This window comes from Kitasatospora sp. NPDC058162 (genome assembly GCF_042884005.1).
Lineage (GTDB): Bacteria > Actinomycetota > Actinomycetes > Streptomycetales > Streptomycetaceae > Kitasatospora.
Window position 1 is genome coordinate 296,040 of sequence record NZ_JBHVUS010000009.1, and the last position, 15,660, is coordinate 311,699.

The 15,660-nt window shown below is 71.8% G+C and carries 12 protein-coding genes; 11 read left to right on the top strand and 1 reads right to left on the bottom strand.

The genetic code is table 11. The annotated features are described in order from the left end of the window. The first annotated feature begins 120 nt into the window (after positions 1–120). Positions 121–1,479, top strand: coding sequence for an aspartate aminotransferase family protein (locus tag ACFVXG_RS20590; protein WP_387929388.1), 1,359 nt, complete (start codon positions 121–123; stop codon positions 1,477–1,479). A gap of 71 nt (positions 1,480–1,550) precedes the next feature. Continuing rightward, positions 1,551–2,753, top strand: a complete 1,203-nt coding sequence (locus ACFVXG_RS20595; RefSeq protein WP_387929390.1) for a spermidine/putrescine ABC transporter substrate-binding protein — start codon at positions 1,551–1,553, stop codon at positions 2,751–2,753. Between the two features lie 46 nt (positions 2,754–2,799). Here the strand turns inward: ACFVXG_RS20595 and ACFVXG_RS20600 are convergent, their stop codons facing one another. Next, on the bottom strand, positions 2,800–4,455 hold the full coding sequence (locus ACFVXG_RS20600) for a PucR family transcriptional regulator (protein ID WP_387929392.1): 1,656 nt from the start codon (positions 4,453–4,455) through the stop codon (positions 2,800–2,802). 271 nt (positions 4,456–4,726) lie between these two features. Between ACFVXG_RS20600 and ACFVXG_RS20605 the strand changes: the two genes are divergently transcribed. The 9 genes from ACFVXG_RS20605 (at position 4,727) to ACFVXG_RS20645 (ending at position 15,175) form a co-directional block, all read left to right on the top strand. Beyond that, positions 4,727–6,238 (top strand): gamma-aminobutyraldehyde dehydrogenase, encoded by a 1,512-nt coding sequence (locus tag ACFVXG_RS20605; RefSeq protein WP_387929394.1) that lies wholly within the window; start codon positions 4,727–4,729, stop codon positions 6,236–6,238. Between the two features lie 61 nt (positions 6,239–6,299). Further along, positions 6,300–7,559 carry a spermidine/putrescine ABC transporter substrate-binding protein gene (locus tag ACFVXG_RS20610; protein ID WP_387929396.1) on the top strand — a complete coding sequence of 420 codons (1,260 nt, stop codon included), beginning with the start codon at positions 6,300–6,302 and terminating at the stop codon, positions 7,557–7,559. Positions 7,560–7,596: 37 nt separating this feature from the next. After that, positions 7,597–8,736: an ABC transporter ATP-binding protein gene (locus ACFVXG_RS20615; protein WP_387929398.1), complete on the top strand. Its 1,140-nt coding sequence runs from the start codon at positions 7,597–7,599 to the stop codon at positions 8,734–8,736. Continuing rightward, positions 8,733–9,677: an ABC transporter permease gene (locus ACFVXG_RS20620; RefSeq protein ID WP_387929400.1), complete on the top strand. Its 945-nt coding sequence runs from the start codon at positions 8,733–8,735 to the stop codon at positions 9,675–9,677. The genes ACFVXG_RS20615 and ACFVXG_RS20620 overlap by 4 nt, the downstream gene beginning before the upstream one ends. Continuing rightward, positions 9,677–10,480 carry an ABC transporter permease gene (locus ACFVXG_RS20625; RefSeq protein WP_387929402.1) on the top strand — a complete coding sequence of 268 codons (804 nt, stop codon included), beginning with the start codon at positions 9,677–9,679 and terminating at the stop codon, positions 10,478–10,480. Before ACFVXG_RS20620 ends, ACFVXG_RS20625 begins: the two co-directional genes overlap by 1 nt. 61 nt (positions 10,481–10,541) lie before the next feature. Then, the gene (locus tag ACFVXG_RS20630) at positions 10,542–11,945 is read left to right on the top strand and encodes an NAD(P)/FAD-dependent oxidoreductase (protein WP_387929404.1); all 1,404 of its coding nucleotides are present in this window, start codon (positions 10,542–10,544) and stop codon (positions 11,943–11,945) included. Positions 11,946–12,077: 132 nt separating this feature from the next. Beyond that, positions 12,078–12,518: a hypothetical protein gene (locus tag ACFVXG_RS20635; RefSeq protein ID WP_387929406.1), complete on the top strand. Its 441-nt coding sequence runs from the start codon at positions 12,078–12,080 to the stop codon at positions 12,516–12,518. Positions 12,519–12,599: 81 nt separating this feature from the next. Further along, entirely contained in the window at positions 12,600–13,427 is an 828-nt protein-coding gene (locus ACFVXG_RS20640) for a nucleotidyl transferase AbiEii/AbiGii toxin family protein (protein ID WP_387929408.1), read from the top strand. A gap of 224 nt (positions 13,428–13,651) precedes the next feature. Then, positions 13,652–15,175 carry a CoA-acylating methylmalonate-semialdehyde dehydrogenase gene (locus tag ACFVXG_RS20645; protein WP_387929409.1) on the top strand — a complete coding sequence of 508 codons (1,524 nt, stop codon included), beginning with the start codon at positions 13,652–13,654 and terminating at the stop codon, positions 15,173–15,175. Positions 15,176–15,660: the final 485 nt, after the last annotated feature.

Here is a 15,660-nt window from a genome sequence, read left to right on the forward strand (position 1 = left end):
ACAAGGGGCCCGGGTCTTTTCGACCCGGGCCCTGTCGCTTTGCACCGTGTCGGCGGGTCGCGTGTCCGGCTGACAGGATGAAACTGCACTTCGGGGGCGCTCGGCCCTAGCCTTACCGGCATGAGCATCCCCACCGCTGACTCAGCCGCCGGCCAGGCGGTCAAGGCCACCGACCGCGCGCACGTCTTCCACTCGTGGTCCGCCCAGGCGCTGATCGACCCCCTCGCGGTGGCCGGCGCCGAGGGCTCGTACTTCTGGGACTACGACGGCAACCGCTACCTCGACTTCTCCTCGCAGTTGGTCAACACCAACATCGGCCACCAGCACCCGAAGGTGGTCGCCGCGATCCAGGAGCAGGCGGCGAAGCTCTGCACCATCGCCCCCGGCTTCGCGGTCGAGGCGCGCAGCGAGGCGGCCCGGCTGGTCGCCGAGCGCACCCCGGGCGACCTGGACAAGATCTTCTTCACCAACGGCGGCGCCGAGGCGGTCGAGAACGCCATCCGGCTGGCCCGGCTGCACACCGGCCGGCAGAAGGTGCTCTCCACCTACCGCTCGTACCACGGCGCCACCGCCAACGCGATCGCCCTCACCGGCGACCCGCGGCGCTGGGCCAACGAGACCGGCGTCTCCGGCGTGGTGCACTTCTGGGGCCCGTACGCCTACCGCTCCAACTTCCACGCCGAGAACGAGGCGCAGGAGTGCGAGCGCGCGCTGGAGCACCTGGAACAGGTGATCGCCTTCGAGGGACCGGGCACGGTCGCCGCGGTCATCCTGGAGACGGTGGTCGGCACCGCCGGCATCCTGATCCCGCCGCCGGGCTACCTGGCCGGGGTGCGGGAGATCTGCGACCGCTACGGGATCGTGTTCATCCTGGACGAGGTGATGGCCGGCTTCGGCCGCACCGGCGAGTGGTTCGCCGCCGACCACTGGGGCGTGGTGCCGGACCTGATGACCTTCGCCAAGGGCGTCAACTCGGGTTACGTCCCGCTGGGCGGCGTGGCGATCAGCGCCGAGATCGCCGCGACCTTCGCCGAGCGGCCGTTCCCCGGCGGGCTCACCTACTCGGGGCACCCGCTGGCCTGCGCCTCGGCGGTGGCCACGATCAACGCCATGGCGGAGGAGGGCATCGTCGAGAACGCCAAGCACATCGGCGAGACGGTGCTCGGCCCCGGCCTGCGCGCGCTGGCCGAGCGGCACCCCTCGATCGGCGAGGTGCGCGGCCTCGGCGTGTTCTGGGCGCTCGACCTGGTGAAGGACCGGGAGACCCGGGAGCCGCTGGTCCCGTACAACGCCGCGGGCGCCGCCAACGCGCCGATGGCCGAGCTGGCCGCGGCCTGCAAGCAGCGCGGGCTCTGGCCGTTCGTCAACATGAACCGCTTCCACGTCGTCCCGCCGTGCACCGTCACCGAGGAGGAGGCCAAGGCCGGCCTCGCGGTGCTGGACGAGGTGCTGTCGCTGGCCGACGCGCACACCGTCTGACGTACCTACCAGGACGGCCCCGGGCGCACCCGCGTGTTCCCGGGGCCGTTCCACGCTCCGGAAGGCCCCCCATGTCCCGCAGCTCCACCCCGACCCGCCGACCCTCCCCCTCTCCCGCCGTACGCCGACGTTCGGTGCTCGGCGGGGCCGCGCTGCTCGGCGCCGGCACGCTGACCGGCTGCGGCATCCCGTCCGCGTACGTCGCCGAGGACCGCCGCTCGGCGCCGGACCGCTCGGAGCGCGACATGCGGCTGAACTTCTCCAACTGGACGCAGTACATCGACACCGACGACCAGGGGAAGCGCCCGACCCTGGACGCGTTCAGCGAGAAGACCGGGATCGCGGTCACCTACACCGAGGACATCAACGACAACGACGAGTTCTTCGGCAAGATCAGCCCGGTGCTCACCCAGGGCGCCGACCCGGGCCGGGACCTGATGGTGATCAGCGACTGGATGGCCGGGCGGTACGTCTCGCTCGGCTGGGTACAGGCGATGGACCGGGCCAACCTGCCCAACGTCACCGCCAACCTGGACCCGCAGCTGGCGAACCCGGTCTTCGACCCGGGGCGCCGGCGCAGCGTGCCCTGGCAGTCCGGGATCACCGGCATCGCGTACAACCGCAAGGCGCTGGGCCGGGAGCTCAAGTCCACCGCCGACCTCTGGGCGCCCGACCTCAAGGGCCGGATCACGCTGTTCGCCGGGCTGGACGAGGCGCTCGGGCTGCTGATGCTCTCCCAGGGCGCGGACATCGCGCGGTTCGGCGACGACGACGCGCACAAGGCGATGGACCTGGTGCAGAAGATGGTCGACACCGGGCACGTCCGCCGCTTCACCGGCAACGACTACACCAGCGACCTCGCCTCCGGTGCCGCGGTCGCCTGCCAGGCCTACTCCGGCGACGCCGTCCAACTCACCGCCGAGAACCCGGACATCGCCTTCGTGGTGCCGGAGGAGGGCGGCGAGCTGTGGGCGGAGAGCCTGATGATCCCGAACCGGGCCGTCCACAAGCGCAACGCCGAGCTGCTGGTCGACTACTACTACCAGCCCGAGGTGGCCGCCGAACTGGCCGCGGCCGTCCAGTACATCTGCCCGGTGCCGGCCGCCCGCGAGGTGCTGGCGAACAGCGGGGACAAGGACAAGGCCGAACTCGCCGGGAACCCGCTGGTGTTCCCGACCGAGGAGATGCGCGCCCGGCTGCACGGCATGCGGGACGTCACCTCCGCCGAGCGGCCGGAGCTGCACAAGGTCTGGGGGCGCATCACCGGGGTGTGACCCCCTCGGCCCCCCGGACCTACCGGCGCCACCGGCGCTACCGGCGCTACCGGCGCACGGCGTCCAGCGCGAGCAGCGCCACGTGCAGGGACAGGCAGGACTCCACCTGGTCGAGGTCGACGCCGAGGATCCGCTCGACCTTGTGCAGCCGGTCGTAGAAGGACGGCCGGGACAGGTGGGCGGCGTCGGCCGCCGCCGACTTGTTCCGGCCCTGCTCCAGGTAGATCCGCAGCATCTGCACCAACTGGCCGTTGTGCTCCGCGTCGTGGGCCAGCAGCGGGCCCAACTCCCGTTCCACGTACGTCTGCAGGCGGGCGTCGTCGCGCAGCAGGTGGAGCAGGCCGCGCAGCCGGACGTCCGGCAGCCGGTAGTAGGAGGCGGTCCGGCCCCCGCCGGGCGCGTCGTGCAGGGCCGCGTCGGCGACCTGGGCGGCCTCCAGCAGGGTGCGCCGGGCGTCCCGGACCGAGCCGACCGAGGAGCCGACCGCGACCACCGGGCCCGGGGCGTCGGCGCCCTCCCGGCCGGCCTCGGCGGACATCCGGCGCAGGGTGGCGGAGAAGGTCTCCAGGGCGGCGTGCTCGTCCTGCTGGGCGCCGAGCGCGATCAGCAGGCCGACGCCCTCGTCGTCCAGCGCGCCGACCAGGGCGGAGAGCCGGCTGGCCCGCACCGCGCCGGCCGCCAGTTCGGTGAAGTCGCGCAGCCGGGCCTGGGCCTCCAGCGCGGCGGGGATCGGCCCGCGGCGCTGGCGCAGCACCACGCCGACCAGTCGGCGGCCGTCGAGCGGGACGCCGAGGGCCTGGGCGCGCAGGGCCACCTCGGAGACGGTGAGCGCGTGGGTGAGGATGCCGGAGAGCAGGGTGCGGTGGGTCTGCCGCTCCAGGCTCTCCCGGTCGCGCACCACCAGCCGGTTGAGCGCCAGGGCGGAGGCGCCGCGCTCCAGCAGCATGGCGTGCGGGTGCGCCTGGCCCTCCGGCAGCGGGCCGGGCTCCAGGGCCAGGACCAGCCGGCCCCAGTCCTGGCCGCGGGCGCCGACGGTGGTCACCAGCCAGCCGCTGCGCGGGTCGTGGCCGGTGCGGCCGGGCGGGCGGACCCCGCGCGAGCGGCGCTCCCAGTCCTCCAGCAGCTCGGCCTCGGGGCGTCCGGCGCTGTCGTGGGCGAGCACCTGGTGGGCCAGGTTCTCCAGGACGACCGGCGCGCCCGCCATCCGGGCCACCTGGCGGATCACCTCGGGCGGCTCGGCGCCCTCGACCACCAGCTCGTTGAAGACCTGGTGGACCGACTCGGAGACCCGCAGTTGCTCCAACTGGGCGTTCACCACCAGGGCGTGCACGGCCTCGGTGACGGCGACGAAGCGCACCTCCCGGCGGAGCGCGATCAGCGGCAGTCCGCGCTGCTCGGCGGCGTGCACCAGGGCGCGCGGCAGCGTGTCGAAGTAGCGCCGGCCGAACTCGACCACCAGACCGGCCACGCCGACCTCGTCCAGGTCGCGGACGTAGCGGGCCAGGCCCTCGCGGTCCTCGGGCAGGGCGATGCCGGTGGTCAGCACCAGCTCGCCGCCCTGCAGCACGCCGGCGACGTCGGGCAGCTCGCTGACGTGCACCCAGCGGACCGGCCGCTCCAGGCGGTCGGCGCCGGCCACGACCTGGGGCAGTCCGCGCCGCATCACCTCGAGGTCGAGCACGCGGGCGACGGTGGGGAGCATCGCGGGCCTCCAAGAGCGGGGGAGGAGGGTCGGACGGGGTGGGAGGGGACAGAGTGTCAGGTGAATCATCCATCGTCACAACGACCTGTTGCCCTGCGAAGAGCCTTGCACTCTGTAAGGCCCTTCGTGCCGAGACTGTCGAAGTGACCCTTGTCACGTCAACCCCGCAGTTGGCAAGGTCAGCGGGACCGCAGACCCCCACCGCAGACGCCCCACCGCGGAAGCGTTTCGCCGCAGCGCGGTCGAACCGCTGTCACTTGGAGGAACCCAGATGGACCTGACCGACTTCGGCGCGGGCGCGCAGTACATCGCGGGCCGTCAGACCCGGGGGAGCGGCGAGCCCTTCCAGGTCGTCAACCCCGCCGACGGCACGGTGGTCCAGCAGGTCGCGCTGGCCACCGCCGGGGACGTGGACGCCGCCGTCGCCGCCGCGCGGGCCGCCCTGCCCGGCTGGTCCTCCGCCACCCCGGGGGCCCGCTCCGAGTCGCTCACCCGGCTGGCCGCCGTCCTGGGCGCGGCGGCCGACGACCTCGCCCGGGTGGAGACCGCGCAGACCGGCAAGCCGGTCAAGCTGGCCACCGAGTTCGACGTCCCCGGCACCGTCGACAACGCGGCGTTCTTCGCCGGCGCCGCCCGCAACCTGGAGGGCAAGGCGGCCGGTGAGTACTCCGGCGACCACACCTCCTACGTACGGCGCGAGGCGATCGGCGTGGTCGGCTCGATCTCGCCGTGGAACTACCCGCTGCAGATGGCCGCCTGGAAGATCCTCCCGGCGATCGCCGCGGGCAACACCATCGTCCTCAAGCCGGCCGAGCTGACCCCGCTGACCTCGGTGATGTTCGCCCGGGCCTGCACCGAGGCGGGCATCCCGGACGGCGTGGTCAACGTGGTCACCGGCGCCGGGCGCACGGCCGGCGAGCACCTGGTCTCCCACCCCGGGGTCGCGATGGTCTCCTTCACCGGCTCCACCGCCGTCGGCCGACGGGTCGCCGAGCTCGCCACCGCGAGCGTCAAGCGCACCCACCTGGAACTCGGCGGCAAGGCCCCGTTCGTGGTCTTCGACGACGCCGACCTGGACGCCGCGGTGCACGGCGCCGTCGCCGCCTCGCTGATCAACAGCGGCCAGGACTGCACCGCCGCCACCCGCGCGTACGTCCAACGCCCGCTCTACGACGCCTTCGTGGCCGGAGTCGCCGAACTGTACGCGGCCATCCGGATCGGTGACCCGCGCGACCCGCGCACCGACCTCGGCCCGCTGGTCTCGTACGCCCACCGGGACCGGGTGGCCGGATTCGTCGAGCGCGCCCGCTCCTACGCCACCGTCGTCACCGGCGGCCCCGCGCCGGCGAAGGGCCACGACGGCACCGACCTCACCCGGGGCGCCTACTACGCGCCGACCCTGATCACCGGCGCGGCCCAGGACAGCGAGGTCGTCCAGGGCGAGGTCTTCGGCCCGGTGCTGGTGGTGCTGCCCTTCGACGGCGACGACGAGGGGCTGCGGCTGGCCAACGACACCCCGTACGGCCTGGCCGCCTCCGCCTGGACGGCCAACGTGCACCGTTCGCTGCGCGCCACCCGGGAGATCGCCGCCGGGTGCGTCTGGGTCAACGACCACATCCCGATCATCAGCGAGATGCCGCACGGCGGCTACAAGGCGTCCGGCTACGGCAAGGACATGTCCCAGTACTCCCTGGACGAGTACACCCAGGTCAAGCACGTCATGTTCGACACCACCGCGGTGGCCCGCAAGGACTGGCACCGCACCGTCTTCGGAGACCGATAACCCCCCCGCAGGCCCCGGGTGCTCCCCCCACGCACCCTTCTTCCCCCAGGAGGCCCGTTCCATGGCGTTCAAGGCGTTCAACGAGCTCACCGACGGTCTGCCCGAACCGGTCCGCAGGGCCTGGGAACGCAGCCTGACCAGCGGTCGGGCCGCGGTCGGCCGCCGCACCCTGCTGCGCGCCGCCGCACTGACCGCCGGCGCGGGGACCCTGGCCGCCTGCGGCATCCCCGCCGCCCCCAGGGCGACCGGGGACTCGACCGCCAACGCCGCCAAGGACTTCTCGGAGAGCGAGAAGGAGGTCGACTTCTCCAACTGGCCGCTGTACGTGGACACCGACGAGAAGGACAAGCAGAAGCACGGCACCCTGGACGCCTTCACCGCGGCCACCGGCGTCAAGGTCAAGTACAACGAGGACATCAACGACAACGTCGAGTTCTTCGGCAAGGTCAAGCCGCAGCTGGCGGCCGGCCAGGACACCGGCCGCGACCTGGTGGTGCTCACCGACTGGATGGCCGCCCGGCTGATCCGGCTCGGCTGGGCGCAGAAGCTCGACCCGGCGAACGTCACCACCGCGATCACCAACGTCGAAGCCCGCTTCCGCGCCCCCGACTGGGATCCGGGCCGGCTCTACAGCTACCCCTGGGCCGGCATCCAGACCGTCATCGCGTACAACCGGAAGGCGACCAAGGGCAAGGAGGTCACCAGCGTCTCCCAGCTGCTGGACGACCCGGAGCTCAAGGGCCGGGTCACCTTCCTCTCCGAGATGCGGGACAGCATCGGGATGGTCCTGCTGGACCTGGGCAAGGACCCGGCGAAGCTCACCGCGGACGACTACGACGCCGCGATCGCCCGGATGCAGAAGGCCGTCGACAACAAGCAGATCCGCCGCTTCACCGGCAACGACTACGGCCAGGAGCTGTCCTCCGGGGACATCGCCGCCTGCGTCGCCTGGGGCGGCGACCTGATCCAACTGCGCGCCGACAACCCGGACATCGAGTTCGTCATCCCGGAGAAGGGCTACCTCGCCTCGACCGACAACATGCTGGTCCCGGCCAAGGCGCGGCACAAGGCGAACGCGGAAAAGCTGATCGACTTCTACTATCAGCCGAAGATCGCGGCGCAGCTGGTCGCGGGCATCGGCTACGTCTCCGCCGTCACCGGGATGAAGGACGAGCTCGCCGCCCTCGCCCCGGACAGCGCGGCCAACCCGCTGGTCGTACCCACCCCCGAGATGGCGGCCAAGGCGCACGTGTTCCGCACCCTCACCGAGGGCGAGGAGAGCGACTTCGAGCAGAAGTTCTCCAAGCTCATCGGCGCCTGACCCCCACCCCCGGCAGAAAGACCCAGGAAGACACCCCATGACAGACCAGCTGCGCGACGCGGCCGGCGGCGACGTCCGCCTCACCGGCATCGGCAAGACCTACGGCTCCTTCACCGCCGTCCACCCGCTCGACCTGACCGTCCCCCAGGGCTCCTTCTTCGCCCTGCTCGGCGCCTCCGGCTGCGGCAAGACCACCACCCTGCGCATGATCGCCGGACTGGAGGAGCCCACCAGCGGCACCGTCCTGATCGGCGGCCAGGACGTCACCGCGCTGCCCCCGTACAAGCGGCCGGTCAACACCGTCTTCCAGAGCTACGCGCTCTTCCCGCACCTGGACATCTTCGAGAACGTCGCCTTCGGGCTGCGCCGGCGCGGCAAGAAGGACGTCAAGAAGCAGGTCGAGGAGATGCTGGAACTGGTCGAGCTCGGCCAGTACGCCCGGCGCAAGCCGCACCAGCTCTCCGGCGGCCAGCAGCAGCGCGTCGCCGTCGCCCGCGCACTGATCAACCACCCCCAGGTGCTGCTGCTGGACGAGCCGCTCGGCGCCCTCGACCTCAAGCTGCGCCGCCAGATGCAGCTGGAGCTCAAGCGGATCCAGACCGAGGTCGGCATCACCTTCGTGCACGTCACCCACGACCAGGAGGAGGCCATGACGATGGCCGACACCATCGCGGTGATGAACGGCGGCCGGGTCGAGCAGCTGGGCGCGCCCGCCGACCTGTACGAGAACCCCGGCACCACCTTCGTGGCCAACTTCCTCGGCCAGTCCAACCTGCTGCCGGCCGAGGTCACCGGCGGCGCGGGCGGGGACCTGCTGCTCACCGTGGGCGGCAGCCGGCTCGCGGTGCCGAAGGCGCGCTGCGCCACCGAGGCCAAGCTGGTCCACCTGGGCGTGCGCCCGGAGAAGATCACCATCAGCCACGCCGCCGCGGAGGTCGCCGAGGGCCGCAACCGGCTGTCCGGCACCGTCCTGGACTCCAGCTTCATCGGCGTCTCCACCCAGTACGTGGTGCGCACCGACGGCGGCCAGGAGGTCACCGTCTTCGAGCAGAACATGGAGCGCGACGCCCGGATCGTCCCCGGCGCCCCCGTGCTGCTGCACTGGAACCCGGCCCACTCCTTCGCCCTGGACGCCTCGCAGGCGATCGACGCGGGCACCGCGGAGGAGGCCGCATGACCACCACCACCCCGGCGGCGGCCCCCCGGGCCACGCCTCCGGACCGCAGTCCGCTCGGCGAGCCCGTGCAGAAGCCGAAGCGCAAGCTCACCCCGTACTGGCTGCTGCTGCCCGGCATCGCCTGGCTGGTCGTCTTCTTCGCCGTCCCGATGGTCTACCAGGCGTCCACCTCGCTGCAGACCGGCTCGCTCGAAGCGGGCTTCAAGGTCACCTGGCACTTCTCGACCTACTGGGACGCCCTGGTCGAGTACAAGTGGCACTTCGTCCGCTCGTTCTCCTACGCGGCCATCGCCACCGTGCTCTGCCTGGCCATCGGCTACCCGCTGGCGTACACCATCGCCTTCAAGGCGAGCCGGCGCTGGCGCAACGTCATCCTGATCCTGGTCATCGCGCCGTTCTTCACCAGCTTCCTGATCCGCACGCTGGCCTGGAAGACCATCCTGTCCGACGGCGGCCCGGTGGTCGGCGCGCTCAACACCCTGCACGTCCTGGACCTCACCAACGCGGTCGGGCTCACCTCCGGCGACCGGGTGCTCGCCACCCCGCTGGCCGTGGTCTGCGGCCTGACCTACAACTTCCTGCCGTTCATGATCCTGCCGCTGTACACCTCGCTGGAGCGGATCGACCCCCGGCTGCACGAGGCGGCCGGCGACCTCTACGCCCGGCCGTTCACCACCTTCCGCAAGGTCACCTTCCCGATCTCGCTGCCGGGCGTGGTCGCGGGCACCCTGCTCACCTTCATCCCCGCCTCCGGCGACTACATCAACGCCCAGCTGCTGGGCTCGCCGAGCGAGCAGATGGTCGGCAACGGCATCCAGAAGCAGTTCCTGAACGTGCTCGACTACCCCACGGCGGCCGCGCTGAGCTTCATCCTGATGGCCCTGATCCTGGGCATGGTGACGGTCTACATGCGCAAGGCCGGGACGGAGGAACTGGTCTGATGTCCCGCATCCTGAAGTGGGTCCGCGCCCACCTGGTGGTCCTGGCCGGCCTGTTGGCCCTGGCCTACCTGGTGCTGCCCAACCTGGTCGTGCTGGCCTTCTCGTTCAACAAGCCGGTCGGCAAGTTCAACTACGAGTGGAACCAGTTCTCCACCGACGCCTGGACCAACCCCTGCGGCGTGGCCGACATGTGCCAGTCGCTCTCGCTCAGCCTGCAGATCGCGGTGCTCGCCACCATCGGCGCCACCGTGCTCGGCACCATGGTCGCCTTCGCGCTGGCCCGCTACCGCTTCCGCGGCCGCTCGGCCACCACCGCGATGATCTTCCTGCCGATGGCCATGCCCGAGGTGGTCATGGCCGCCTCGCTGGGGACGCTGTTCCTCAACATGCGCATCCCCTTCGGCTTCACCACCATCCTCATCGCCCACATCATGTTCTGCCTGAGCTTCGTGGTGACGGCGGTCAAGGCGCGCGTGATGAGCATGGACCCGAGGCTCGAACAGGCCGCCCAGGACCTCTACGCGACCCCCGCCCAGACCTTCCTGCGGGTCACCCTCCCGCTGGCCGCCCCCGGCATCGCCGCCGGCGCGCTGCTCAGCTTCGCGCTCTCCTTCGACGACTTCATCATCACCCAGTTCAACTCGGGCCCGACCACGGTCACCTTCCCGATGTTCGTCTGGGGCGCCTCGCAGCGCGGCATCCCGGTCCAGGTGAACGTCATCGGCACCGCGATGTTCGTCGCCGCGGTCGCGCTGACCGTGGCCGGCCAGTGGCTCGGCAACCGCCGCAAGGCCACCGCCTGACGTACGGTCGGTCAGCGGTGGCAGATACCGTCATCTATCCGTAGAAAGTGGCTGATAATGCATGGAATCCGCCCGCGCACTCAGTGACGCCAGGCCCACCCCCTTCTGGCTGGAGGACCCGGGCCGGCCGGCGGCGCTGCCCGCCCTGGTCGGCGACACCACCTGCGACCTGCTGGTCGTCGGCGGCGGCTACTCCGGCCTGTGGACCGCCCTCATCGCCAAGGAGCGCGACCCCGCACTGGACGTCGTCCTGGTCGAGGGCCACGAGGTCGGGTGGGCCGCGTCCGGGCGCAACGGCGGATTCTGCGCGGCCAGCCTCACCCACGGCTTCGGCAACGGCCTGGAACGCTGGCCCTCCGAACTCGCCCAGCTGGAACGCCTCGGCGCCGCCAACCTGGACGGCATCGAGGCCACCCTCAAGCGCTACGGCATCGACGCCGAATGGGAGCGCACCGGCGAGATCGACGTCGCCACCCAGCCCCACCAGGTCGAGGAGCTGCACGAGGTCGCCGAGGCCGTCGCCCGCTACGGCTTCGACCTCACCGTCCTGGACGCCGACCAGCTGCGCGCCGAGGTGAACTCGCCGACCTTCCTCGGCGGCCTCTGGGACAAGGACGGCGTGGCGATGGTCCACCCCGCCAAGCTCGCCTGGGGCCTCAAGGAGGCCTGCCTGGGCCTGGGCGTCCGGATCTTCGAGCACACCCGGGCCACCGAGCTGCGCGAGCACGGCGGCGGCATGGCCGCCCGCACCCCGTACGGCCGGGTCTTCGCCCGCCGGGTCGCGCTCGGCACCAACGTGTTCCCGTCCCTGCTCAAGCGCGTCCGTCCGTACGTCGTCCCGGTGTACGACTACGCGCTGATGACCGAGCCGCTCAGCGACGAGCAGCTCGCCTCGATCGGCTGGCGCGGCCGGCAGGGGCTCGGCGACAGTGCCAACAAGTTCCACTACTTCCGGCTGTCCGCCGACAACCGGATCCTCTGGGGCGGCTACGACGCCGTCTACCACTACGGCGGCCACGTCCGGCACGAGTACGACCAGCGGCCGGAGACCTTCCGCACCCTGGCCAACCACTTCTTCCGCTGCTTCCCGCAGCTGGAGGGGCTGCGCTTCACCAACGCCTGGGGCGGTGCCATCGACACCTGCAGCCGCTTCTCGGCCTTCTTCGACACCGCGTACCGGGGCAAGGTCGCCTACGCGGTCGGCTACACCGGGCTCGGCGTCGGCGCCACCCGCTTCGGGGCCGAGGTGATGCTCGACCTGCTGGCCGGCGAGCGCACCGAGCGCACCGAGCGCACCTCGCTGGACATGGTGCGCTCCAAGCCGCTGCCCTTCCCGCCCGAACCGGTGCGCTGGGCCGGGATCGAGATCACCACCCGCTCGCTGGAGCACGCCGACCGCAACGGCGGCCACCGCAACCTCTGGCTGCGCACCCTCGACCGGCTGGGGCTCGGCTTCGACAGCTGACCGCAGCCGATCGTGGGGTATGTCCCGCGACCCGTGTAAGAGGGACCCGCCGTCCGCCTCTCCTCGGTGACGGCGGGTCTCGTTCTCCCGCCGCGCCCGACCGTACGACACGGCGAGAAGCGGGGACACGACATGGAGAGCACCGGACTGCACTGGCTCGCCCAGGTGGCAGCGGACCCGGAGGACTTCCGGGAGCAGTGGGAACGCACCGGGCTGGGACTGGTGCTGCTACCGGCCGGGCGCCGCTGGGACGTCCTCGCCGTCCCCGGGCGGCTCGGGCGCCCGGCCCTGGACGTCCTGGCCGGCCTGGACGCCGGATCCCGCGGCCCGGTCCTCGCCGACTTCGGCGAGGAGCACGTCAGCTTCCTGGTGCCCGTCGGCACCGCGGCCCGCTGGGTCGGCACCGGCGTGAGCTGCGCGGGGGAGGGCACCTGGATCGTCGTCCCGCACCCCGGACGCAGCAGCCGGGGCGTGCGCTGGCTGGTGCCGCCCGACGGCTCCGGGCGGCTCAACGACCCGGTGCTGCTGGAGCTCGCCCTGCACGAGGCGGCGGCCGGGCTGGGCGGCCGGTAGCACGGTCGTGTCCGTTCGCGGCGGACGCGCCCGGTTCCCGGCGGCAGCGCGCGGGGCGGGCGCGCGGGCCAGACTGGAGGCGTGACCACCGCCCCGCACGCCGTCGACGCCTCCCTCCGGCCGGGCCCGGCCCAGCTGCGCCTGGCCGCCCTGGCCGGGCCCGTCTGTACCCGGTACGGGCTGGCGCTGGCCGGTGGGCACGCGCTGCGCGCCCACGGCGTCCGGGCCTGCCCGCAGGACGGCCTCACCCTGGTCACCGGCGGGGCCGACCTGCCGGAGGTGGCCGCAGCACTGACCGAGGCGTACCGAGCCGCCGGCGGCGGGGTCGCCGAGCGGCCCGGCACGCCGCGGCTGGAGCAGCTGACCGTACGGCTGGCGCTGGGCGGGCGGACGCACTCGGTGGAGCTGCGGAAGGAACCGCTCGGCCACCGGCCGGTCCGGCTGGACTTCGGCGTCCCGGAGGCGGAGGCGGACGCAGCGGAGCCAGAGGCGGCGTCGGCGGAGGCGGACTCAGGCCTTCGGGAGCCGGGCGAGCCCCCGCTGGTGCTGCCGGTGGTGGCCCTGGAGGACGCGGCGGCGCTCACCACCGCGCTGCTGGTCGACCGGGGCATGCCGCGCGACCTGATCGACGTGCACGCCCTCACCCGCAACTACCGGGAGGGCGAACTGCTCGCCCTGGCCAGCGAGTTGGACCCGGACTTCCAGCCGGGCGCGCTCGCCGACCGGCTGGAGACGCTGGCCGAGGCGGCGGACGGCCGGTTCCGCGCCCGGGGGGTCGAGGCCGGGGCAGTGGACGGGCTCAAGCGGTGGGCGCTGGCCTGGGCACAGGACCTCCGACTGGACCTGCTGGAGACCCGGGAGGCCGCCGACGGGCTGCACGACCCGTACCTGGAGGACGAGGAGTCCTGAGGCCCCCGCAGCCGCAGTTTCACACGTTCGGCCCAGTGACCGGACGACCTGTAAGGCTGAATCCGCGATCCCCGTCAGCCTGTTCGTTGAGCCGTGCTCCGGCGGCCCCCAGACTGGGAGACGAGCGCGGTAGCCCCGTGAATTCCGTCGCCCGACCCTCTCGCGGGCGGCGCCAGACCGGACCGGTGGCAGGACGCCGCCCGGGACTTCGGAGGCAGACGGACTTGAGCAAGCACATCACTCACTGGATCGGCGGCCAGTCGGTCGCCACCGCCGGTGCGGCGCCCCGCCGCGGTGACATCTTCGACCCGGCCACCGGCCAGGTCGCCGGCCAGGTCGACTTCGCCGGCATCGCCGAGGTCGACCAGGCCGTGGCCGCCGCCGCCTCGGCCTTCGCCGAGTGGCGCACCGCCTCGGTGGCCAGGCGCAGCACGGTGCTCTTCGCCTTCCGCGAGCTGCTGAACGCCCGCCGGGACGAGCTGGCCGAGATCATCGTGGCCGAGCACGGCAAGGTGCACTCGGACGCGCTCGGCGAGATCGCCCGCGGCCTGGAGGTCGTCGAGTACGCCTGCGGCATCCCCCAGCTGATCAAGGGCGGCTTCACCGAGCAGGCCTCCACCGGCATCGACGTCTACTCGATCCGCCAGCCGCTCGGCCCGGTCGCGATCATCTCGCCGTTCAACTTCCCGGCCATGGTGCCGATGTGGTTCTTCCCGATCGCCATCGCGGCCGGCAACACCGTCGTGGTGAAGCCCTCCGAGAAGGACCCGTCCGCGGCCAACTTCCTGGCCGGGCTCTGGAAGGAGGCGGGGCTGCCGGACGGCGTCTTCAACGTCGTGCACGGCGACAAGGTGGCCGTCGACCGCCTGCTGGAGCACCCCGACGTCAAGTCCGTCAGCTTCGTCGGCTCCACCCCGATCGCCCGCTACGTCTACGAGACCGGCACCCGCTACGGCAAGCGCGTGCAGGCCCTCGGCGGCGCCAAGAACCACATGCTGGTGCTGCCCGACGCCGACCTCGACCTCGCCGCCGACGCCGCCGTCAACGCCGGCTTCGGTGCGGCGGGCGAGCGCTGCATGGCGGTCTCCGTGCTGGTCGCCGTCGACCCGATCGGTGACGAGCTGGTCGACAAGATCAAGCAGCGGATCGCCACCCTGAAGGTCGGCCCCGGCTGCAACGGCGACTCCGAGATGGGCCCGCTGGTCACCGGCCAGCACCGTGACAAGGTCACCTCCTACGTGGAGTCCGGCGTCGCCGACGGTGCCGAGCTCGCCGTGGACGGCCGCAAGCACCCCGTCACCGCCGAGGACAAGGACGGCACCCCGACCGCCGACGGCTTCTGGCTCGGCCCCACGCTGTTCGACCACGTGAAGCCCGGCATGTCCGTCTACAACGACGAGATCTTCGGCCCGGTCCTCTCCGTCGTGCGCGTCGCCTCCTACGACGAGGGCCTGGCGCTCATCAACGCCAACCCGTACGGCAACGGAACCGCGCTCTTCACCAACGACGGCGGCGCGGCCCGGCGCTTCCAGTTCGAGGTGGAGGTCGGCATGGTCGGCATCAACGTGCCGATCCCGGTGCCGGTCGCCTACTACTCCTTCGGCGGCTGGAAGGCCTCGCTGTTCGGCGACGCCCACGCCTACGGCCCGGACGGCGTCCAGTTCTTCACCCGGGGCAAGGCCGTGACCCAGCGCTGGCTGGACCCGTCGCACGGCGGCATCAACCTCGGCTTCCCCACCAACAGCTGAGACCCCCCGGGCGCTCGACGCCCCCGCGCCAGGCCGGCCGGACCCCTCTCCTCGGGGCCCGGCCGGCCCCTTTTGCAGGTCGTTTGCATCCGGACGCAGATGCGCGTACAGTTCTTCGAGCTGCCTGGCTGGGAGCACCGGACACGCGTTTGCGCGGACGGTCCCGCGGTAGCCAATCCCTTGAAACACCACTTCCGGTCCGTACCGGCCGTTTCGCTTTTTCGCGTTTCGGCTCGGTGCTTATTCGGCGTGCGCTTTTTATCGGATTGCGGCTGGATTCGCTTTTCGGAGCGGGGATCGGCTAGAGTTTGAAACGTCGGACGGGGCGTCAAGCCGCAGAAGACGCCAGCGAGTTGGATGACGAAGTTCCGGAAAACGGAGCGGAAAACATCTGATAAGCTGGAAACACGAAAGAACGAAGCGCCCGGAGGGCCCGCTGGAAGGCGGTCCGAAGGAAGCGTCCGTTCCTTGAGAACTCAACAGCG